The organism is Amycolatopsis sp. NPDC051373 (genome assembly GCF_040689465.1).
GTDB lineage: Bacteria > Actinomycetota > Actinomycetes > Mycobacteriales > Pseudonocardiaceae > Amycolatopsis.
Map to the genome: position 1 here is coordinate 269099 of NZ_JBFBAE010000003.1, position 20468 is coordinate 289566.

At 70.1% G+C, this 20468-nt stretch carries 21 protein-coding genes; 9 read left to right on the forward strand and 12 right to left on the reverse strand.

The annotated features are described in order from the left end of the window. Positions 1 to 669 carry a response regulator transcription factor gene (locus AB0383_RS07330; RefSeq protein ID WP_220238098.1) on the reverse strand — a complete coding sequence of 223 codons (669 nt, stop codon included), beginning with the start codon at positions 667 to 669 and terminating at the stop codon, positions 1 to 3. 344 nt (positions 670 to 1013) lie between these two features. Here AB0383_RS07330 and AB0383_RS07335 point away from each other — a divergent pair, with 344 nt between their 5' ends. The 6 genes from AB0383_RS07335 to AB0383_RS07360 all read left to right on the forward strand — a co-directional run bounded on the left by AB0383_RS07335 (position 1014) and on the right by AB0383_RS07360 (position 4998). Then, the gene (locus tag AB0383_RS07335) at positions 1014 to 1742 is read left to right on the forward strand and encodes an amino acid ABC transporter ATP-binding protein (RefSeq protein ID WP_366186011.1); all 729 of its coding nucleotides are present in this window, start codon (positions 1014 to 1016) and stop codon (positions 1740 to 1742) included. A gap of 80 nt (positions 1743 to 1822) precedes the next feature. Then, on the forward strand, positions 1823 to 2737 hold the full coding sequence (locus tag AB0383_RS07340; protein ID WP_364179313.1) for a glutamate ABC transporter substrate-binding protein: 915 nt from the start codon (positions 1823 to 1825) through the stop codon (positions 2735 to 2737). A gap of 84 nt (positions 2738 to 2821) precedes the next feature. Next, positions 2822 to 3469 (forward strand): amino acid ABC transporter permease, encoded by a 648-nt coding sequence (locus AB0383_RS07345; protein ID WP_220238096.1) that lies wholly within the window; start codon positions 2822 to 2824, stop codon positions 3467 to 3469. After that, positions 3466 to 4356, forward strand: coding sequence for an amino acid ABC transporter permease (locus tag AB0383_RS07350; RefSeq protein ID WP_366185794.1), 891 nt, complete (start codon positions 3466 to 3468; stop codon positions 4354 to 4356). The genes AB0383_RS07345 and AB0383_RS07350 overlap by 4 nt, the downstream gene beginning before the upstream one ends. A 129-nt stretch (positions 4357 to 4485) precedes the next feature. Then, complete coding sequence (locus AB0383_RS07355; RefSeq protein ID WP_366185796.1) at positions 4486 to 4728, forward strand: class I SAM-dependent methyltransferase; 243 nt, start codon at positions 4486 to 4488, stop codon at positions 4726 to 4728. A 3-nt stretch (positions 4729 to 4731) separates the two neighbouring features. Then, positions 4732 to 4998, forward strand: coding sequence for a hypothetical protein (locus AB0383_RS07360; RefSeq protein ID WP_364179320.1), 267 nt, complete (start codon positions 4732 to 4734; stop codon positions 4996 to 4998). Here AB0383_RS07360 and AB0383_RS07365 read toward each other — a convergent pair. The 7 genes from AB0383_RS07365 to AB0383_RS07395 form a co-directional block, all read right to left on the reverse strand. Next, a complete protein-coding gene (locus tag AB0383_RS07365) occupies positions 4995 to 6023 on the reverse strand; it encodes a DUF4037 domain-containing protein (RefSeq protein ID WP_366185798.1) in 1029 nt (342 codons plus the stop codon). The genes AB0383_RS07360 and AB0383_RS07365 overlap by 4 nt on opposite strands. A 42-nt stretch (positions 6024 to 6065) precedes the next feature. Further along, positions 6066 to 7193: an amidohydrolase family protein gene (locus AB0383_RS07370; RefSeq protein WP_366185800.1), complete on the reverse strand. Its 1128-nt coding sequence runs from the start codon at positions 7191 to 7193 to the stop codon at positions 6066 to 6068. Then, positions 7186 to 7809: a hypothetical protein gene (locus tag AB0383_RS07375; RefSeq protein ID WP_366185802.1), complete on the reverse strand. Its 624-nt coding sequence runs from the start codon at positions 7807 to 7809 to the stop codon at positions 7186 to 7188. Before AB0383_RS07375 ends, AB0383_RS07370 begins: the two co-directional genes overlap by 8 nt. Further along, a complete protein-coding gene (locus AB0383_RS07380; RefSeq protein ID WP_366185804.1) occupies positions 7806 to 8552 on the reverse strand; it encodes a succinate dehydrogenase/fumarate reductase iron-sulfur subunit in 747 nt (248 codons plus the stop codon). The genes AB0383_RS07375 and AB0383_RS07380 overlap by 4 nt, the downstream gene beginning before the upstream one ends. Then, positions 8549 to 10468, reverse strand: coding sequence for a fumarate reductase/succinate dehydrogenase flavoprotein subunit (locus AB0383_RS07385; protein ID WP_364179330.1), 1920 nt, complete (start codon positions 10466 to 10468; stop codon positions 8549 to 8551). The genes AB0383_RS07380 and AB0383_RS07385 overlap by 4 nt, the downstream gene beginning before the upstream one ends. 67 nt (positions 10469 to 10535) lie before the next feature. Further along, positions 10536 to 11366, reverse strand: a complete 831-nt coding sequence (locus AB0383_RS07390; RefSeq protein ID WP_364179332.1) for a hypothetical protein — start codon at positions 11364 to 11366, stop codon at positions 10536 to 10538. Then, entirely contained in the window at positions 11363 to 11650 is a 288-nt protein-coding gene (locus AB0383_RS07395; RefSeq protein ID WP_364179334.1) for a hypothetical protein, read from the reverse strand. The genes AB0383_RS07390 and AB0383_RS07395 overlap by 4 nt, the downstream gene beginning before the upstream one ends. Before the next feature lie 333 nt (positions 11651 to 11983). Here AB0383_RS07395 and AB0383_RS07400 point away from each other — a divergent pair, with 333 nt between their 5' ends. The 3 genes from AB0383_RS07400 to eda all read left to right on the forward strand — a co-directional run bounded on the left by AB0383_RS07400 (position 11984) and on the right by eda (position 15935). Next, on the forward strand, positions 11984 to 13210 hold the full coding sequence (locus tag AB0383_RS07400; RefSeq protein WP_366185807.1) for a cytochrome P450: 1227 nt from the start codon (positions 11984 to 11986) through the stop codon (positions 13208 to 13210). 176 nt (positions 13211 to 13386) lie between these two features. Then, the gene (edd, locus tag AB0383_RS07405; protein ID WP_366185809.1) at positions 13387 to 15312 is read left to right on the forward strand and encodes a phosphogluconate dehydratase; all 1926 of its coding nucleotides are present in this window, start codon (positions 13387 to 13389) and stop codon (positions 15310 to 15312) included. Further along, positions 15309 to 15935: a bifunctional 4-hydroxy-2-oxoglutarate aldolase/2-dehydro-3-deoxy-phosphogluconate aldolase gene (eda, locus tag AB0383_RS07410; RefSeq protein WP_366185811.1), complete on the forward strand. Its 627-nt coding sequence runs from the start codon at positions 15309 to 15311 to the stop codon at positions 15933 to 15935. The genes edd and eda overlap by 4 nt, the downstream gene beginning before the upstream one ends. A gap of 77 nt (positions 15936 to 16012) precedes the next feature. Here the strand turns inward: eda and AB0383_RS07415 are convergent, their stop codons facing one another. The 4 genes from AB0383_RS07415 to AB0383_RS07430 form a co-directional block, all read right to left on the reverse strand. Further along, the gene (locus tag AB0383_RS07415; protein WP_220247485.1) at positions 16013 to 16540 is read right to left on the reverse strand and encodes a regulatory protein RecX; all 528 of its coding nucleotides are present in this window, start codon (positions 16538 to 16540) and stop codon (positions 16013 to 16015) included. Positions 16541 to 16922: 382 nt separating this feature from the next. Further along, positions 16923 to 17972, reverse strand: coding sequence for a recombinase RecA (recA, locus tag AB0383_RS07420; protein ID WP_364179342.1), 1050 nt, complete (start codon positions 17970 to 17972; stop codon positions 16923 to 16925). Between the two features lie 247 nt (positions 17973 to 18219). Then, a complete protein-coding gene (locus AB0383_RS07425; RefSeq protein ID WP_364179344.1) occupies positions 18220 to 18414 on the reverse strand; it encodes a DUF3046 domain-containing protein in 195 nt (64 codons plus the stop codon). A 75-nt stretch (positions 18415 to 18489) separates the two neighbouring features. Next, the gene (locus AB0383_RS07430; RefSeq protein WP_366185814.1) at positions 18490 to 20328 is read right to left on the reverse strand and encodes an Hsp70 family protein; all 1839 of its coding nucleotides are present in this window, start codon (positions 20326 to 20328) and stop codon (positions 18490 to 18492) included. Between the last annotated feature and the right edge of the window lie 140 nt (positions 20329 to 20468).

The following is a 20468-nucleotide window of genomic DNA, read 5'->3' on the forward strand; positions in this document are numbered from 1 at the left end:
TCAGCCCCGCCCGCCGCCGAGGCGGTACCCGACGCCGCGGACGGTCTCGATCAGCGCCGGGCGCCCGAGTTTCGTGCGCAACGTGGCCACGTGGACGTCGAGCGAACGGCTCTCGGCCGCGCCCCGGTGGCCCCACACTTCGGTGAGCACGTGCTCGCGCGAGCACACCGAGCCACGCGCGCCCGCGACGAGCGCGAGGACCTGGAACTCCTTGCGGGACAAGGCGATCGACTGCCCGGCCACGAGCACCTCGTGGCGCGCGAGGTCGATGCTCACGTCGCCGACCTCGATCACCGGGGCGGGCCCGTCGGTGCGCTCGCCACGACGGCGTCGCACGGCTTCGACGCGCGCGAGCAGTTCCTCCACGTCGTAGGGCTTCACGAGGTAGTCGTCGGCGCCCGCGCGCAGCCCCTGCACCCGGTCGTCGACCTCGCCGCGCGCCGACACCACGATCACGGCGACGTCGCTGACCGCGCGGATGCGCCGGCACAGCACCACGCCGTCGACGTCGGGCAGCCCGAGGTCGAGCAGCACCACGTCCACGTCGTGCACGCGGTCCAGCACGCCGGCGCCCGAGGCCAGCCGTTGCATCTCCAGGCCGCGCCGCGTCAGCGCGGGCACGAGGGCGCCCGCGACCCGGTCGTCGTCCTCCACCAGCAGCACCCGCACCGCTCGCCTCCCCCGGTGATCCAGCCCACGGTAGCGAGGAACTCTAGGGGGCACCCGACAGCGACCACGACAGGGCACGAAGGATCACTCTCCGTCACCCTTCTGACCCGCATCGCGTGATGCCCGGAGGCGGTCGTGGCTAGGCTGAGCAGGGCGGAAGGCCGCCGACCAGCCCGGACGGCGCCGGAAGTCGATACGTACTTGAAACCCTAAGTATTGCTCAAGCCGCCTTTACAAAGGGTCCGACGGGAGTAGGTTTCCGCCATCGACGTGGGATCCGGTCCCGCAGATGCCGGTTGTGAAGGAGCTCTGGAGGCCAGATGACCGCGGAGGTGGCGGCGCCGATGATCAAGGCGACCGCCGTGAACAAGTTCTTCGGCGACCTGCACGTGCTGAAGGAGATCAACCTCGAGGTGCCTCGCGGCCAAGTGGTGGTCGTGCTCGGGCCGTCCGGGTCGGGCAAGTCGACGCTGTGCCGCGCCATCAACCGGCTGGAGCCGATCAACGCGGGCGAGATCGCCGTCGACGGCCTGGCCCTGCCTGCCGAGGGCAAGGCGCTCGCGGCGCTGCGCGCGGATGTCGGCATGGTCTTCCAGTCGTTCAACCTGTTCGCGCACAAGACGATCCTCGAGAACGTGATGCTCGCGCCGGTGAAGGTCCGCAAGATGTCCTCCGCCGACGCGCGCAAGACCGCGATGGAACTGCTCGAGCGGGTCGGCATCGCGAACCAGGCGGACAAGTACCCGGCCCAGCTCTCGGGCGGCCAGCAGCAGCGTGTGGCCATCGCCCGAGCGCTCGCGATGCGCCCCAAGGTGATGTTGTTCGACGAGCCCACCTCGGCGCTGGACCCGGAGATGGTCCAGGAGGTGCTCGACGTGATGACCGGCCTGGCCAAGGACGGCATGACCATGCTCGTGGTCACCCACGAAATGGGGTTCGCCCGCCGGGCAGCTGATCGGGTGATCTTCATGGACGACGGCGAGATCGTCGAGGACACCACGCCGGACGAGTTCTTCACCCAGCCGAAGAGCGACCGGGCGAAGGACTTCCTCGGCAAGATCCTCACCCACTGACGATTACCGGATTTTCCCCGGCACCTGCCGTACCCGGTGGCCGCACCGGCCATACCGACGACAGATACAGGAGACACGTTATGAGGATCCGCACCCTCGCGGCAGGGCTGCTCGCCGGCGGCCTGCTGCTGACCGCTTGCGGCAAGGAAGGCACGCCCGCGGCCCCCGGTGGCGACACCAGTGGCGCGAACACCGCCGCCCTGCCGACCTACACCGTGGCGCAGAACGTCGACCTGGCCGGCTCGCCGGTCTTCGCGAAGATCAAGTCGGCCGGCACCGTCACCGTCGGCGTCAAGGACGACCAGCCGGGCCTCGGCCAGAAGGACCCGACGACGGGCCAGTTCCAGGGCTTCGACATCGAGATCGCCCGGATGGTGGCCGCCGGTCTCGGCATCGCCCCGGACAAGATCAAGTTCACCACGGTAGACTCGGCCGCGCGTGAGCAGGCCATCGCCAACGGCCAGGTCGACTACTACGTCGGCACCTACACGATCACCGACAAGCGCAAGAACCTGGTCTCGTTCGCCGGGCCGTACTTCCAGGCCGGTCAGGACCTGCTGGTGCGCGCGGACGACACGTCGATCACCGGCCCGGAAACGTTGAAGGGCAAGAAGGTCTGCTCGGTGACGGGGTCGACCCCGATCCAGCGCGTGCGTGACCAGGGCCTGACGGAGCCGAGCAACATCGTCGAGTTCCAGAAGTACTCGCAGTGCGTGGACAAGCTTCTGACCAAGGAGGTCGACGCCCTCACCACGGACGACGCGATCCTCAAGGGCTACGCGGCGCAGGACAAGGCGAACCTGCGGGTCGTCGGCAAGCCGTTCTCGCAGGAGCCCTACGGCATCGGCCTGAACAAGGACGACAAGGTGCTGCGCACGAAGATCGACGACCTGCTGCAGGCCAGCCTCGACGACGGCACGTGGCAGAAGATCTACGACGCCACCCTCGGCCAGTCCGGCGCGACCGCGACGAAGCCGACCATCCAGCGCTACTGATCCGGTTTCACGGCCGGTGGACGGGGCCTCCGTCCACCGGCCGCTCCACGTAATCTTCCGGCCCACGGACGCGGGGAAGGCTCCATGGACGTCCTGCTCGACAATCTGGACCTCTTCGGTCCGTTCTTCCTGCGCACGATCGAACTGTTCCTCATCTCCGCCGTCGGCAGCCTCGTGTTCGGCACGATCCTGGCGATGCTGCGGGTGAGCCCGGTTCCGGTGTTCCGCGCGATCGGCACGGCCTACGTCACCATCGTGCGCAACACACCGCTCACGCTGGTGTTCGCGTTCTTCGTGTTCGCCTACCCGCTGCTGGACATCGTCAGGATCGACTACTTCACCGCCGCGGTGGTGTCGCTTACGGTGTACACGTCCGCGTTCATCTGCGAGGTCGTGCGCTCGGGCATCAACACCGTGCCGGTCGGCCAGGCCGAGGCGGCGCGCGCACTCGGCCTCACCTTCGGCCAGATCCTCGGCCAGGTCGTGCTACCGCAGTCCCTGCGGTCGGTCGTGCCGCCCCTGATCAGCACGCTGATCGCGCTGCTCAAGAACAGCACGATCGCGGGCGGGTTCTCCGTCGCCGAGGCGGGTGCGATCCGCCAGTACATCTCCGAGCGCGGCGACAGCCAGCTGGTCGCCCTCCTGTGGGTGGCGCTCGGGTTCATCATCCTGGTCGCAGTGCTGTCGTTCGTTCAACGCAGCCTGGAGAAGCGCTGGAGCGTGGCCCGATGAGCAGCGTCCTGTTCGACGTCCCCGGCCCGAAGTCACGGGTACGGCACCGTATCTACGCCGGGATCGGCATCCTCCTGGTGATCGCCCTGATCGCTTTCGTGGTCTTCAGCTTCGCCGACAGCGGCCAGTTCACCCCGCAGAAGTGGGCGTGGCTGGAGTACTCGCAGGTGCAGTCGGACCTCGCCAACGCCGTGCTCGCCACGCTCGAGGCGTTCGCACTCGGAGCGGTATTCGCCCTGATCTTCGGCGCGGTTTTCGCCGCCGGACGGCTGTCCGAGCACACGTGGATCCGCGGGATCTCCACGTTCGTCGTGGAGTTCTTCCGCGCGATCCCGCTGCTGATCCTGATGTTCCTCTTCTACTACGGCCTGCCGACGGTCGGCGTCGACACCTCACCGCTGTTCGCCGTGGTGCTGGGCTTGACGCTGTACAACGGTTCCGTGCTCGCGGAGATCTTCCGCGCCGGCATCAACTCGCTGCCGAAGGGCCAGTCGGAAGCGGCGTACGCGCTGGGCATGCGCAAGACGCAGGTCATGTCCACGGTGCTGCTGCCGCAGGCGATCCGTGCGATGCTGCCCACGATCATCAGCCAGCTCGTGGTGCTGCTCAAGGACACCGCGCTCGGCTTCCTGGTCACGTACCCCGAGCTGCTGTACTACGCGCGCTACATCGGCTCGCAGGGTGCGTTCGGGCGCCCGATCGTGCCGTCGACCATCGTGGCGGCCGGCATCTACATCGTGATGTGCCTGCTGCTGACGCTGCTCGCGACGTGGGTCGAGAAGCGCAACCGGCGGAGCAAGAAGCACATCGAGTTGACGGACAACAAGGCGGAGCAGGTCATGCTCGGCAACGCCGCGGGCGGTGGTGTCGCCGCCGGCGGCATCTGACGAACGAGGTACGCGAAAGGCCCCCGCACCCGCGGGGGCTTTTTCGCGCGCTGCTCCGGATGCACCTGTCGGACGACGGGATCGCCGGTTAGCGTCGAAGAGCAGCCGCCGCCCGGCAGGAGTTCGACCGTGCCCGAATCTCCCGAACCGGCCCACTGGACCCCCGCCGACCGCGCCGAGACCAACGCCGTGCTGACGGCCGCCGGTCCCCCGGCCGGCCGCTGGGTTCTGGTGGTAGGCAGCGGCACCGGTGTTCACGCCCGGCTGTTCCGCTCGGCCGGCGCTTCCCGCGTGGTCGGGGTCGACGCGGACCGCTCGCTGATCGCGCAGGCCCAGCGGCAGGAGGAACGCGACCCGCTGGGGATCTCCTAAGAGGTGCACGAGCCGCTGAAGCTGCCGGTGATCGGCGACTTCGACGTGGTGGTCGCCTTCGGTGTCACTGGTCCGCTCGACGCGTTGCTCGCGCGTCTGGCCGCGAACCTGCGGAGTGGCGGATTGCTCGTCCTGTCGTACTCCGGTGCGGTCGATCCGGCGGTGGAGGCCTTCGCCGACGCGGGGTTGCGCTCGGTCGGGCAGCAGCCCGTCGTGGCGCCGGTTCCCGGCGATCGGCCGTTCGTGGTGCTGACCGCGCGGCGTCCCTAGCCGTTGTCGAAGGGGCCGAGGTCCCGGGTCCACTCAGGACGGCCGAGGACGTCCGTGCTGTCCGCCCACTGGTCGATCGCCCCGATGGCGCCCGGGTGGAGGGCGTCGGCGAAGCGGGCGGCGGCCAGGACGCGATAGGGGCGCTTGTGGAAGCCGCGGACGTGAGGGTCGAGGGGTTCGGTGAGGCCCAGCTGATTGTGGTACGCGGCAACGGTTTCATACGCCGCGACCAGGTGCGTCTCGCGCTGGCGCCATTCGAGGGCGGCAAGCGCGCCCGTGAGGTGCGGGGTCAGGTCCGGCGCGAGGGGCAGCCGCGCGAACGCGCTGCCGAGCCATTTCGAGTACGGCGGGTACCGGCGCGCCATCAGCAGGCACAGGCGCATGAGGTCCCGCACCAGCCGCGCGGCGACGACGGCGGACCCGAGCTCGTCGCCGACCTCGCCGCAGCGGCCGACGAAGGGCTCTTCCTGGGCGATGCGGCGCCACTGCCCGGCGAGGACCTCGCGCCACACGTCGTCGGGGTACCAGGCCAGGACCGCCCTGAGCGCGTCGAGGCGGTCGAGGCCGTCGTGGAAGACCGTGCCGCCGGTGAGTTCGGCGAGGGTCTGGGTGGGAGTGGTGAGCCACTCGCGGCGGGACAAGGTTTTCGCGGGGACGAAGCCGAGGAAGGCGCTGAACCACGTGTCGACGTCGGCGATCTCCACGGCGTGGCGGATCGGACCGTCGGCGGGGGCCATGCGGGTCGTCGGGTCGCCCTCGTTGTCGACGAAGTGCGTGGAGTAGCCCAGGAACTCCCGCGGCAGCTCGTGGGCAAGCAGTTCGGTGAGCGCGGCCGGTTCGTCGACGAACACCTGCAGGCGCGGGCCCCAGTCGTGGTCGGTGGAGCGCGCGGTGTCGAAGCCGAGGACGTCGGAGCCGCGGCCGAAGAGGGCCGCGGAGTAGGTGACGCCGCGCCGTTCGAGGATCGGGCGCACGGCGTCGGCGTGGAAGCGGCGGGCGAGCTCGAGACCGGGCAGGAAGTCCACGCCGGCGAGTGTGCCGCGCCCAGCTGCCGGTTCGCGAACGGTTTAGCCGCGCACTCGGTGCCCCGCTTGCCAGACCGCACGGATGCGACCGGCGAGGTCGGTGACGTCCACGGCGGAGCCGTCGAGCAGCACGAGGTCGGCGCGCAGGCCCGGGGCGACGCGGCCGCGGTCGTCCAGGCGCAGGAGGCGGGCGGCGTCGCTCGTGGCGGCGCGCAGGGCGCCGGCGGCGCCGAGTCCGGAAGCGGCGAGGAGGCGCAGCTCGGTCAGCAAGTCGACATGAGGACGCGGCGCGAGGTCCGAGCCGGCGGCGATCGGGAGGCCCGCTTCGACGGCCAGGCCGAGGGAACGGCGGTGGGTTTCGCCGTGTTCGGCCGGGATCGGAGCGAGGGTGGGAACGTACCAGCAGCCGTGTTCACGCATCGCGGCGACGGCTTGTTCGTCGAGGAACACCCCGTGTTCGATGCTGCGCACGCCGGCACGGGCGGCGGCTGTCGCTGCGGCGGCCGTGTGCGCGTGGGCCATCACGTCGCGACCGGCGCGGCGGGCTTCGTCGGTGACGGCGTGGAGCTCCTCGTCGGTGGGGCGAACGTCGCGCCCTTCGGCGAGCGCGGCCATGGAACCGCCGGCGCCGAGCTTCACCCAGTCGGCGCCCGCGCGCACCATCCGCCGCACGGCCGCGCGCGCCTGGTCCGGGCCGTCGAACACCGCGTCGGGCAGGGCGGGATCGTCGATGCGATCGAGGCGGCCGGTGTCCGCGTCCCACCAGTCCCCGAGCCCACCCGTCGGCGACAGCTGGCGGAGGCTGACGAGCAGGTCGGGGCCTTCGATCCAGCCTTCTTCCAACGCGTGTTTGAAACCGGCGTCGGCACCCCAAGCGTCGCGGACGGTCGTGATGCCTCTCGTCCGCAGGCGGCGCAGTGTGGCGACCGCTTCGAGGATCCGCGTGCTGCGGGGAAGTCCTGCGTTGCCGGGGAAGGCGACGTGGCCGTGGCAGTCGATCAGGCCGGGGATGAGGAGCCCGCCGTCGCCGTCGTAGGGATTCGGACCGTCCACATCGGACCCTACCGCGGTGATTCGCTCGTCTGTAAGCACGTTCGCGGCTTCGGTGGTGCCCGAGTCGGGGTCGAACACCCGGACGTTCTTGATGAGCACGCCACCGATCTCAGGCACCGAGTTCCGCCGCTGCCAACGCGATCGTCTCCTCGGCCAACGGCGCGAGGTCCGGTTCGCGGGCGGCGGCCGCGCGGAAGAGCCGCGTGACGTCGTCGACCCACCCTCCCGTGGCCGTGTCCGGTTCGCCGATCCGCGCGAAACCCCGCTCCAGCAGGCCGGCGGCCTCGGCCGATCGGCCCCGGGCGACGGCTTTGATCGCGCCGAGGGCGTTGGCCAGGGCGCTCGACGCGCGGGACCACTCGCCGTCGCGGGCGTGCACGGCAGGGTCGCCGGGGCCGGGGTCGGCGACCGCCGACGCTTCCCGCAGCGCCAGGTCGAGGCGCCAGAACAGGGGAACCCCCGCGAACCGCACGAACAGTAGCCGCCGTTGCGGCGAGTGGAAGAAGTCCGGCGAAGTGCGCACGGCGGCGACCAGGCGCACGCGTTCCAGAACCGCCCGGACGTCGGCAGCGCAAGCCGGCACGCGCCCGTCTGGGACGACCCACTCCACGTCGATGTCGCTGAACGCGTCGGCGGTGCCGGTCGCGAGCGAGCCCCGCAACCGGGTCCGCGAGCCCGGGCACGCAACGGCCAGCGCGGTGACGACGGCGCCGGCCAGCTGCGCCCGCGTCACCTGCGGAAGAGCTTGTTGCCCAGCCACACGATCGGGTCGTACTTCCGGTCGGCGACCCGCTCCTTCATCGGGATCAGCGCGTTGTCCGTGATGTGGATGCCTTCCGGGCAGACCTCGCTGCAGCACTTCGTGATGTTGCAGTACCCGAGCCCGTGCTCGTCCTGCGCGGCGTCACGACGGTCCGCGACGTCGAGCGGGTGCATTTCCAGCTCGGCGATGCGCATCAGGTACCGCGGCCCCGCGAACGACTCCTTGTTCTCCTCGTGGTCGCGCACCACGTGGCAGGTGTTCTGGCACAGGAAGCACTCGATGCACTTGCGGAACTCCTGCGAGCGCTCGACGTCCACCTGCTGCATCCGGTACTCCCCCGGCTTCAGGTCCGGGGGCGGCGTGAACGAGGGGATCTCGCGCGCCTTGGTGTAGTTGAAGGACACGTCCGTCACGAGGTCGCGGATCACGGGGAACGCGCGCATCGGCGTGACCGTGATGACCTCCTCCTCGGTGAACGTCGACATGCGCGTCATGCACATCAGGCGCGGTTTGCCGTTCACCTCGGCCGAGCAGGAGCCGCACTTGCCCGCCTTGCAGTTCCAGCGCACGGCGAGGTCGGAGGCCTGGGTGGCCTGCAAGCGGTGGATGATGTCGAGGACGACCTCGCCCTCGTTCACCTCCACCTTGTAGTCCTGCAGCTCGCCGCCGGTCTCGTCGCCGCGCCACACCCGGAAACTGGCCTTGTAGCTCACGCGTTCCTCCCGGAGTGGTTCTCCAGCTCGGCGTCGGTGAAGTACTTGCCAAGCTCGTCGAGCTCGAACAGCTCGAGCAGGTCCTCCCGGAGGGGGATCTGCTCCTTCTCCACCACGTCGACATCCGGTACCACGGGATTGTCCCCCGCCCGCGCCGCGCACACCAGCAGCTTGTGCCGCCAGTCTGCGTCCATGCTGGGGTAGTCGTCGCGCGTGTGGCCGCCACGGCTTTCGGTACGCAGCAGCGCCGCGCGGGCGACACACTCGCTCACCAGCAGCATGTTGCGCAGGTCCACGGCGAGGTGCCAGCCGGGGTTGAACTGCCGGTGGCCCTCCACGGTCACCTGCGCCATGCGCTGCCGGATCTCGCCGAGCTTCTCCAGCGCCTGGCGGATCTCGTCGGCCTTGCGGATGATGCCGACCAGGTCGTTCATCGACTGCTGAAGCTCGGTGTGCAGCGTGTACGGGTTCTCGGCCACGCCCTGGGCCGGCGGGTCGAACGGCTCCAGCGCCATCTTCGCGGCGGCGTCCACATCGGACTCGGCAACCTGAGGCCGCCCGTCGCCGAGACCGTCCACATAAGACGCGGCGCCGAGGCCCGCGCGGCGGCCGAACACCAGCAGGTCCGACAGCGAGTTGCCGCCGAGGCGGTTGGAGCCGTGCATCCCGCCGGAGCACTCCCCCGCCGCGAACAGGCCGGGCACGCTCGCCGCGCCCGTGTCCGGGTCGACCTCGATGCCGCCCATCACGTAGTGGCAGGTGGGCCCGACCTCCATGGCCTCCTTGGTGATGTCGACGTCGGCCAGCTCCTTGAACTGGTGGTACATCGACGGCAGCCGGCGCCGGATCTCCTCGGCGGGCAGGCGGCTCGCGATGTCGAGGTAGACGCCGCCGTGCGGGGAGCCGCGGCCCTCCTTGACCTCGGAGTTGATCGCGCGCGCCACCTCGTCGCGCGGCAGCAGATCGGGCGTGCGGCGGTTGTTGTCGGCATCGGCGTACCAGCGGTCGGCCTCGTCCTCGCTGTCCGCGTACTGGCCCTTGAACACGTCGGGCACGTACTCGAACATGAACCGCTTGTCCTCGGAGTTCTTGAGCACGCCGCCGTCACCGCGCACACCTTCGGTGACGAGGATGCCCTTCACGCTCGGCGGCCAGACCATCCCCGTGGGGTGGAACTGCACGAACTCCATGTTGATCAGCTTCGCGCCCGCGCGCAGGGCCAGCGCGTGGCCGTCGCCGGTGTACTCCCACGAGTTCGACGTGACCTTGAACGACTTGCCGATGCCCCCCGTCGCGAGCACCACGGCGGGTGCGTCGAACAGGATGAACCGCCCGCTCTCGCGCCAGTAGCCGAACGCGCCGGCGATCTTGCCGTCGGTCAGGAGCAGCTCCGTGACGGTGCACTCGGCGAAGACCTTGATCCGCGCCTCGTAGTCACCGTACTTCGCGAAATCCTCTTGCTGCAGCGAAACGATCTTCTGCTGCATCGTGCGGATCAGCTCGAGCCCCGTGCGGTCGCCGACGTGCGCGAGGCGCGGGTAGGTGTGGCCGCCGAAGTTGCGCTGGCTGATGCGCCCGTCGGCCGTGCGGTCGAACAGCGCGCCGTAGGTCTCCAGCTCCCAGACGCGGTCCGGGGCCTCCTTGGCGTGCAGCTCGGCCATGCGCCAGTTGTTGAGGAACTTGCCGCCGCGCATGGTGTCGCGGAAGTGCACCTGCCAGTTGTCGTTCGGGTTCGCGTTGCCCATCGACGCCGCGCAGCCGCCTTCGGCCATCACGGTGTGGGCCTTGCCGAACAGGGACTTGCACACCACAGCGACGCTGAAACCGCGTTCGCGCGCCTCGATCACCGCGCGCAGACCGGCGCCGCCGGCACCGATCACCACCACGTCGTAGCTGTGCCGTTCGACCTCGGTCATGAATAGAGCCACCTCGGAGCTGGGACGCCGTTGTCTTGAAGTACTGCCGGAGATGAGGGTGCCGACGCTAGCCGACGAAGCGCAGATCCGCGATGGCTCCGCTCGACACGAGCATCACGTAGAGGTCGGTCAGCACCAGCGTGCCGAGCGTGGTCCACGCGAGGGTCATGTGCCGGGTGTTGAGCTTCGAGACCTGCGTCCAGACCCAGTACCGGACGGGGTGTTTCGAGAAGTGCTTCAGCCTGCCGCCGGTGACGTGCCGGCACGAGTGGCAGGAGATCGTGTACGCCCAGAGCAGCACCACGTTGGCGACGATGATGATGTTGCCCAGCCCGAAGCCGAACCCGCTGGGGCTCTGGAACGCGACCACGGCGTCGTAGGTGTTGACCAGCGACACGATCACCGCGACGTAGAAGAAGTAGCGGTGCACGTTCTGGATGATCAGCGGCAGCTTCGTCTCGCCGGTGTACTTCCCGTGCGGCTCGGCCACCGCGCACGCCGGCGGCGAGAACCAGACCGAGCGGTAGTACGCCTTGCGGTAGTAGTAGCAGGTGAGGCGGAAGCCGAGCAGGAACGGCAGGACCAGCGCCCCGAGCGGGATCCAGCTCGGGAAGTCGCCGAACCAGTGCCCGAAGTGGCTCGAGCCCTCGACGCAGGACGTGGACACGCACGGCGAGTAGAACGGCGTCAGGTAGTGGTAGTCGGGCACCCAGTACGCGGTGCGCACGAAGGCGCGAACGGTCGCGTAGATGATGAAGGTCGCCAGCCCCAGCACGGTGAGCAGGGGTTGCAGCCACCACCGGTCGGTGCGCAACGTCCGGTCGGCCAGAAGCGCCCGCCCCGGAGAGCGGACGCCGGCGCCGGCCCGGCTGACGTCGTTGTCAGCGGGGGCGCTCACCGCTGGTCGCGCTTGTAGCCGCCAACGCCTTCGTCATCGGCGCCTTGCCACAACGCCGGATCGTAAGGAGTGTCCGGGACGGGCACGCGGTCCATGGGTTTGGCCTGCGCCGGCACGGCGTGCGGGTGGCCGTCCAGCTCCGCGGTGTCGATGTCGAGGCGCTCGACATCGTTGGCCAGCCGGCGCACCGCCGACGCGTCGCCGTACCGAGAGCGCAGGGCGCCCACGCACTGCCGCAACTGGCCGATGGTGCGCCGCAGTTCGGCGAGCTCTGTGGTGGACATCGGGAGCCTCCCTGTTCGGTGGGGCTGACAGGAACCGGGTGACGATCACTTTCGCCACGTACGACTCTGCCTCGCGTTGTGCTATGTGACAAGTAGCACATTCCTTAGCGTATTGCCTTTTGACCTTGGGAGTCGACCCCTCTCGGGGCGTGTCTTGGAGTGTGGGCCGTCGGTGGGCCGTGGGAGCGCTGGTCAGCGGCGGTGGACGGCGAGGCGAGTTGCAGTCCGGACACGTCGGCGAGCACGGTTCCGACGGCGGTGTCAGTCCGTATCAGGGCGGTGTCAGGTGGGGCGGCCAGAGTGGTGACCACGACCACCACGAGAGGAAGTCCCATGAGCCAGACGGTGTCCGTCCCGCAGGGGTTGCCGATGGAGCGCGACGCGGGGCCGTTCGATCCGCCGCGGAAGATCACGCGGTTGCGGGAGGCGCGGCCGGTCAGTCCGATGCTCTTTCCGGACGGGCACGAGGGCTGGCTGATCACCGGGTACGACGAGGTGCGGCAGCTGCTGGCCGACACGCGGTTCAGCTCGCGGCAGGACCTGGGGGTCATGCACGTGCCCTACGAGACGCCCGGGATGCCGGCCGCCACGGAGCCGTCGCCGCAGGTGCCCGGGTTGTTCATCGCCATGGATCCGCCGGATCACACGCGGCTGCGGCGCAAGCTGACGGGCGCGTTCACGGTCAAGCGGATGAAGCAGCTGGAGGACCACATCGCCGAGGTCGTGGAGCGGCAGCTGGACGCGATGGCGCAGCTGACGCCGACGGTGGACCTCGTCAAGGAGTTCGCGTTGCCGGTGCCGTCGCTGGTGATCTGCGAGCTGCTGGGCGTGCCGTACGAGGACCGGGCCGATTTCCAGGCCAACTCGGCGAAGTTCCTGGTCAAGGAGCAGGAGCTGGAGGAAAAGATGGCGGCGTACGGTGCGCTGACCACCTACCTCGGCAATCTGGTGGCGGGTAAACGCGCGGAGCCCGGTGAGGACATCCTTTCGGATCTGGCCCGGCAGGACGACCTCAGCATCGAGGAGCTGACCGGCATCGCGTTCCTGCTGCTGCTCGCCGGCCACGAGACGACCGCGAACATGCTGGCGCTCGGCACGTTCGCGCTGCTGGAGCATCCCGAGCAGCTGGCCGAGCTGCGCGCCGACCCGGAGCTGCTGCCCGGGGCCGTCGAGGAGCTCATGCGGTACCTGTCGGTGGTCGACATCAACTTCCGCTACGCCACCGAAGACCTCGAACTCGGCGGCGAGACGATCCCGGCCGGCTCGACCGTCGTCGTCTCCACGCTGGCCGCCAACCACGACCCGCGGCGCTTCGAGAACCCCGACACGCTGGACATCCGCCGCAACTCGCGCGGCCAGCTGACCTTCGGCCACGGCGTGCACCAGTGCCTCGGCCAGCAGCTGGCCCGCATCGAGATGCGCGCCGGGTTCGCGGCGTTGCTGCGGCGCTTCCCGACACTGCAGCTCGCCATCCCCGCTGACCAGGTGAAACTCCGGACGGACATGAACATCTACGGCGTCCACGAGCTGCCCGTCACCTGGACGACCACGGCACCCTGAACCGGAAACAAGCGAGCCGCACCCGACACGCGGGTGCGGCTCGCTGTTTCCCAATGGTTTACTGAATCGATTTTGATAACCGGGCCCACACCGGCTACCGTGGTGGCCGTCACGTTCCTGAGACGCCAGTGCTGCCGTCCCGCGGACCCCACCACCCAGTGAGCCGGGAGCCGGACATGAGCAGCACACCCGACACGACGGTGCATCCCGTCGTCGCCGAGGTCACCGCCCGCATCGTCGAACGCAGCGCGGAAACGCGCGCCGCCCACCTCGCGCGCAGCGCCGCCGCCCACGAAGAAGGCCCGGTGCGCCGCGGTCTCGCGTGCAGCAACCTCGCGCACGGGTTCGCCGCGATGGACGGCGTGGACAAGGCGGCGCTGCGCGAGCTGCGCGCACCGGGCGTCGCGATCGTGTCGTCCTACAACGATCTGCTGTCGGCGCACCAGCCGATGCAGGAGTACCCCGCGTGGCTGAAGAAGTCGGTGCGCGCGGCGGGCGGCGTCGCGCAGTTCGCGGGCGGCGTGCCCGCGATGTGCGACGGGGTCACGCAAGGGCGGCCGGGCATGGAGCTGTCGCTGTTCAGCCGCGAGGTGATCGCGATGGCGACGGCGATCGCGCTGTCCCATGACCTGTTCGACGCTTCACTGCTGCTGGGCGTGTGCGACAAGATCGTGCCCGGGCTGCTGATCGGCGCGCTGTCGTTCGGGCACCTGCCGGCGATCCTCGTGCCGGCCGGGCCGATGAACTCCGGCTTGCCCAACAAGGAAAAAGCCCGCGTGCGCCAGCTGTACGCCGAAGGTCTCGCGACGCGTGAGGACCTGCTCGACGCGGAGGCGGCGTCGTACCACTCGGCCGGCACGTGCACCTTCTACGGCACGGCCAACTCGAACCAGATGGTCGTCGAGGTGATGGGCCTGCACCTGCCGGGTGCGAGCTTCGTGCCGCCCAACACGCCGCTGCGCCAAGCCCTCACCGAAGAGGCCGGCCGGCGCGCGGTCGAGCTGTCGCGCGGCGAGTCGTACACGCCGGTTTCCCTGGTGCTGGACGAAAAAGCGTTTGTCAACGGCATCGTGGCGCTGCTCGCCACGGGTGGTTCGACCAACCACACGATGCACCTCGTCGCGCTCGGCGCGGCGGCGGGCATCCAGCTGACGTGGGACGACTTCTCGGACCTCTCGGCCGTCGTGCCGCTGCTGGCGCGCGTGTACCCGAACGGCAGCGCGGACATCAACCATTTCCACGCGGCCGGCGGCATCCAGTTCCTGGTCGGCACGCTGCTCGACGCCGGGTTCCTGCACGAGGACGTGCACACCGTCGTCGGGCTCGGGCTGCGCCGCTACACGCAGGAGCCGATCCTGTCCGACGGCGAGCTGGTGTGGCGCGATGTGCCCACCCGAAGCCTCGACGAGGACGTGCTGCGTCCGGTGTGGCGGCCGTTCGCGCCGGACGGCGGGCTGCGCATGGTCGCCGGCAATCTCGGCCGGGCCGTGACGAAGGTGTCGGCGGTGGCGCCGGAGCACCGCGTGGTGCAGGCGCCGGCGCGGGTGTTCACCTCACAGGAGGCGTTCACGGTGGCCTTCGAGGCCGGCGAGCTGGATCGCGACGTCGTGGTGGTGCTGCGGCAGCAGGGGCCGCAGGCCAACGGCATGCCGGAGCTGCACGGCCTCACGCCGGCGCTGGGTGTGCTGATGGACCGTGGTTTCCAGGTCGCGCTGCTCACCGACGGGCGCATGTCGGGCGCGTCGGGCAAGATCCCGGCGGCCATCCAGGTCACGCCGGAGGCCGCGGTGGGCGGGCCGATCGCCCGGATCACCGACGGTGACGTCGTCCGCTTCGACGCGCGCTCCGGCACACTCGACGTGCTGGTCGACGCCGCCGAGTTCGCGCGACGTGATCTTCTGGACGCACCGCCGGCTTTCGTGGAAGGCACCGGGCGGGAACTGTTCGGCGCGCTGCGCCGCGCGGTGGGCCCCGCCGACCAGGGCGCGAGCGTGTTCGGCCCGCTGACGGCGGAGCTGGACCTGCTCCGCGACGCCCCCGCCGGGCGGGGCACACTCGGACTGCCATTGCACACCTTGGAAACCCAGGAGGTCGGTCAGTGACCGCCGGTTCGGACCTGCTCGCCCTTTCGCCCGTGATGCCCGTGGTCGTGATCGACGACGTCGACGACGCCGTGCCCACCGCGCGCGCGTTGCTCGCCGGCGGGATCGGGGTGATCGAGCTGACCCTGCGCACGCCGGTCGCGCTCGCCGCGATCGAGCGCGTGGCCGCGGAGGTGCCGGACATCTTCGTGGGCGCGGGCACCGTGACGTCGCCGGCGCAGGCCGCGCAGGCGGCCGACGCCGGCGCGAAGTTCCTGGTGACGCCGGGCTGCACCGACGCGGTCCTCGACGCCTGCTTCGCCACGGGCCTGCCGTTCCTGCCGGGCGCCGCGACGGTGTCCGAGGCGATGCGCCTGGCCGAGCGTGGCTTGACGGCGTTGAAGTTCTTCCCGGCGGAGGCCAGCGGCGGAGTGGCTTACCTGAAGTCGCTGACGGGTCCGTTGCCGGACTTGCGCTTCTGCCCGACCGGCGGGATCACCGTGGACTCGGCGCCCTCGTACCTGGCGCTGCCGAACGTCGGCTGCCTCGGCGGTTCGTGGCTGACACCAGCGAAGCTGTTGGCCGCCAAGGACTTCGAGACGGTCGAGAAGCTGGCCGCGGAGGCCGCAGCGCTGCGCGGCTGAGGTTCGCTCTGCCGTTCCCTGCGCGGGGCGGGGAACGGCAGGGCCGCGCGCTTCGGAACAGGGAGCTTCGGGACGGATCAGTCGATGGTGGCGTCGTCCAGCAGGCTGGATTCGGCGCCGAACTCGCGGAGCTCGTCGCGGATGACGGTGTAGGCGAGACCCTGCGGGTAGCCCTTGCGGCCGAGGAAGCCGAGGAGACGGCGGATGGCCGTCTGCTCGTCGACGTTGCCGAGGGAGCCCAGGCGTTTGCGGACGAGCTCGCGGGCCCGCTGTTCCTCCGCCTCGCGGTCGACCTCGCCGGCGGCCTGCGTGGCGATCTCGTCGTCGACGCCCTTGCGGCGCAACTCGGCGACGAGCGCCGTGCGGGAGAGGCCCTGGCCGGCGTGGCGGGCCTTGACCCACATCTCGGCGAACTCGGCGTCGTTGACGAGGCCGGCGCGGTCGAGTTTGCCGAGCAGGGTTTCGATGGTGTCGTCATCGAAACCCTTGCGCCGCAACGTCTGCCGCAGCTCGTCGACAGTTCGCGGGCGTGCCGCCAGGAGATCGAAGCAGATCTCCTTGGCTTTCTTGGCCCGCTCCTCCGGCGGCAGCTCCGCCGGCTCCACCTTCGGCGCCCTCGCCACTACGCCCTTCCTCCCTCATTCACACCCGCACCCCGCCGAGCCACCCAGACCGCCAACCCAACCCGGTCACCTCATCCCGGTGAGGTCACCTCACCAGCGCAACCCGCCGGGGGTCCAGGGGGCTTGCCCCCTGGCGGGGGTGTGGGGGTTCGACCCCCACAAGACACAGCGGATGATACCGGCGAGCGCCCTCCGCGAGCACACCCGACCCGGATCAGCCGGTCACCTCACGAACGCAACCCCGCCGGGGGTCCAGGGGGCTTGCCCCCTGGCGGGGGTGTGGGGGTTCGACCCCCACAGGACACCTGAATCGATCCGCTGGGTGAGCGCGTTCCGCGAACACAACTCACCCTTCCGATCGACTTCAGAAGTCGACCGGCGCCGGAACCGCAGCTTCGGCGACCTCGGCGTCGACCTGCGGGCCGATGCCCAGCTTCTCCTTGATGCGCTTCTCGATCTCGTTGGCGATGTCCGGGTTGTCGCGCAGGAACTTCCGCGCGTTTTCCTTGCCCTGGCCGAGCTGGTCGCCCTCGTAGGTGTACCAGGCGCCGGACTTGCGCAGGATGCCCTGGTCGACGCCCATGTCGATGAGCGAGCCTTCGCGGGAGACGCCGTGGCCGTAGAGGATGTCGAACTCGGCCTGCTTGAAGGGCGGGGCCATCTTGTTCTTCACGACCTTGACGCGGGTGCGGTTGCCGACCGGCTCGCCGCCATCCTTGAGCGTCTCGATGCGGCGCACGTCGAGGCGGATCGAGGCGTAGAACTTCAGCGCCTTACCACCGGTCGTGGTCTCCGGGGAGCCGAACATGACGCCGATCTTCTCGCGCAGCTGGTTGATGAAGATCGCGGTGGTGCCGGAGTTGTTCATCGCGCCGGTCATCTTGCGCAGCGCCTGGCTCATCAGGCGGGCCTGGAGGCCGACGTGCGAGTCGCCCATCTCGCCCTCGATCTCGGCGCGCGGCACGAGCGCGGCCACGGAGTCGATGACCAGGATGTCGAGCGCGCCGGAGCGGATCAGCATGTCCGCGATCTCCAGCGCCTGCTCACCGGTGTCCGGCTGGGAAACGAGCAGCGCGTCGGTGTCCACGCCGAGCTTCTTGGCGTACTCCGGGTCCAGCGCGTGCTCCGCGTCGATGAACGCCGCGATGCCGCCGTTCTTCTGCGCGTTCGCCACCGCGTGCAGGGCGACCGTTGTCTTACCGGAGGACTCCGGGCCGTACACCTCGATGACGCGGCCGCGGGGCAGCCCCCCGATGCCGAGCGCGACGTCGAGGGCGATCGCACCGGTGGGGATCACGGCGATGGGCGCGCGGCCCTCTTCGCCGAGGCGCATCACCGAGCCCTTGCCGTACTGCTTGTCGATCTGCGCAAGGGCAAGCTCGAGCGCTTTGTCCTTGTCGGGTGCTGCTGGCATTGGGGTCCACCTCGCTGGTTGGCCTGTGTGGCTTGTTCGGTTGTCCAGATCAAGCTCTGTCCGGTCCGACGCTACGGGGAGGGACCGACAATTCCCGGCACGGCGATCGATCTGTGGATCGCCGGCCCCCGGTGTGCACAACACTGTAGACGAACAAGTGTTCGAGGGTTGCGGCGACACGCCCGTCCGCTAGGATTTTTCGCCCTTCCGAGCCCCCCTTCCCCGGGGCGAACCAGGAAACCGCAGGTCAGCGCCGCTCCGGCGGGATGTCGAACGCTTCGCACACCTCACGCCAGATCTGCTTCGCCGAGATCCCCGCAGCCAGAGCCTGGTCGACGGTCTTCCCACCGAGCCCGCTGAGCACGTGGTCCTGGGCCAGGACCTCGGCCCGCCCGGGGCCGAACTCGTCCGCCATGAGCCGCCGGAACACCGTGATACGCATCGGCCGAATGCTAGCTCGCGGCCTCGCCTGCGGCGCGAACGGGCCGTTCGCGCCGCGGCAGCGAACGAAACCCGCTCACTCGCCGGGCTGCACGCTCTGCTCGAAGTAGTCCGCCAGCGTCCCCGGGGTCGGCGCAGCGCCCTGACCTGCGGAATTGACCTGGTAGATGAACCCGACGAGCGGCCGGTCGGACACGGTGAACACCAGCACCGCCGCGTTCTGCCCGGCCGCCGACGAGTAGTGGCCCTCCAGCCCGTTGCCCTTCCACGCGGCCTCGACGCGGTCGCCGCCGGCGGAGGCGAGCAGCCCGTCCGTGTACTGCTTCAGCACGGCGGCCGACGTGCCTTGCACGTACGTCACCTGTGAGCCGGCGCGGCCCGGCGCCGCGCACGTCGAGGTGGCGCCGAGGCTCTGCGCGGGCGCGGCGGGGCCGTTGCCCATGCCCGGACGGCAGCCGCCGGTGTCGGCGATCTTCCCCGCGAGCTGGCGCAGGCACCCGGTCAGGCCCTGGGCGTCGGCCTGCCCGGGCGTGCGGCACTGGCCCGCGGTGTAGGTCTGCGCCGAAGAAGACGACGTCAGGAACACCGTCAGCCCCGCCGCGAGAACCACGACCACCGCCGCCGCGACACCGATCCACAGCTTCGCGCGGCTCTTCTTCTTCGCCGGGTCGGCTGCGGTGGCCGGCGAGTACGTCGGGAAGTTCGACGGCGCCGGCCCCGCCGGGAATGACGGCCGCGCGTACCCGGCCGGAGGCTGCTGCGGTGGCGGCGGATACCCACCCGGCACATACGCGGGCGCACCCGCCGCGACCTGGCCTTCCACGTTCTGCGTCCGCATCGACAGCCCGTCGCGCGCCACGTGCTGCGCGCCCAGCGCCACGGCCGTCTCCGGCTGGTCGAGGCTCGCGGGTACGACGCCGAGCTTCTCCGCGATCATCGAGCCGACCAGCGGCAGCCGGCTCGACCCGCCGACCAGGTAGATGCCCGCGAGACGATCCGGCGTCAGCCCGGCCGTCCGCAGCGTGCGCGCTAGCAGCTCCACGCTGCGCAGCATCGCCGGGCGCACCAGGCCTTCGAGTTCTCCGCGCGTGACCAGCACGTCCTTGAACGGCTCCGGCATCGGCACCTCGGTCTGCGGGTGCCGCGACAGCGCCTCCTTGGCGTCCTTCACGTCCTCCTGCAACGCGCGCCGCGTGCGTCGGTCCGCCGTGGACTCCGGCCGCAGAAGGCGTTGCCAGCGCTGGGGATCCGAGTGCGAGACCTCGCGCCCGACGTGCACCATCAGCGCCTGGTCGACGTCGAGGCCGCCGAGGTCGGGCAGGCCGTCCTCGGCGAGCACGACGTAGCCGTTCTGCGTCGCGCCGACCACGGCGACGTCGAACGTGCCGGCGCCCAGGTCGTACACCGCGAGCGCCTGCCCGGGCGCGAGCCCCTTGCCCGGGAACGACGCGAAGTGCGCGGCCGCGGCGACGGGTTCGGGCACCAGGACCACGCTCGCACCGATGCCCGCGAGCCGGGCCGAGGACAGCAGGACGTTGCGGCGCACCGGCCCCCACTGCGCGGGGTGCGTGAGGCGGACCTCGTCGGGCTGCTCGCCGCCGAGCTGGCGCGTGGTCTCGTCGAGCACGCGGTGCAGGATCGCGGCGAGCGCTTCGTTGACGGGCACGACGTCGGTGCCCAGCAGCAGCGTCTGCTCGTCGATGCGGCGTTTCGGGTTGGGCTCGAAGCGGGTGGGGTCCAGGCGCGCGCGGCGTTCGGCGTCGCGGCCCACCATGATCGGGCCGTCCTCGCCGGCGAAGATCGCCGAAGGCATGTTGGCCGAGCCGTCCACCTCGACGACCCGCGGCGGCCTGCCATGTGCGGAAAGCACGGCGACCGTATTCGACGTCCCCAGGTCCACCGACAGGATCCGCACTTCCACTCCCTGTGTTTTTTTCTGCCCCGGCTCCACCGGGGCGTGGGGGGGTTCTGGTGGTTCGACACGTGGAGCTGTTTTTGTTTTGAATGGTGGAGGGCGGACCACGGCGACACCAGCCACCACCCCGACCAACACCG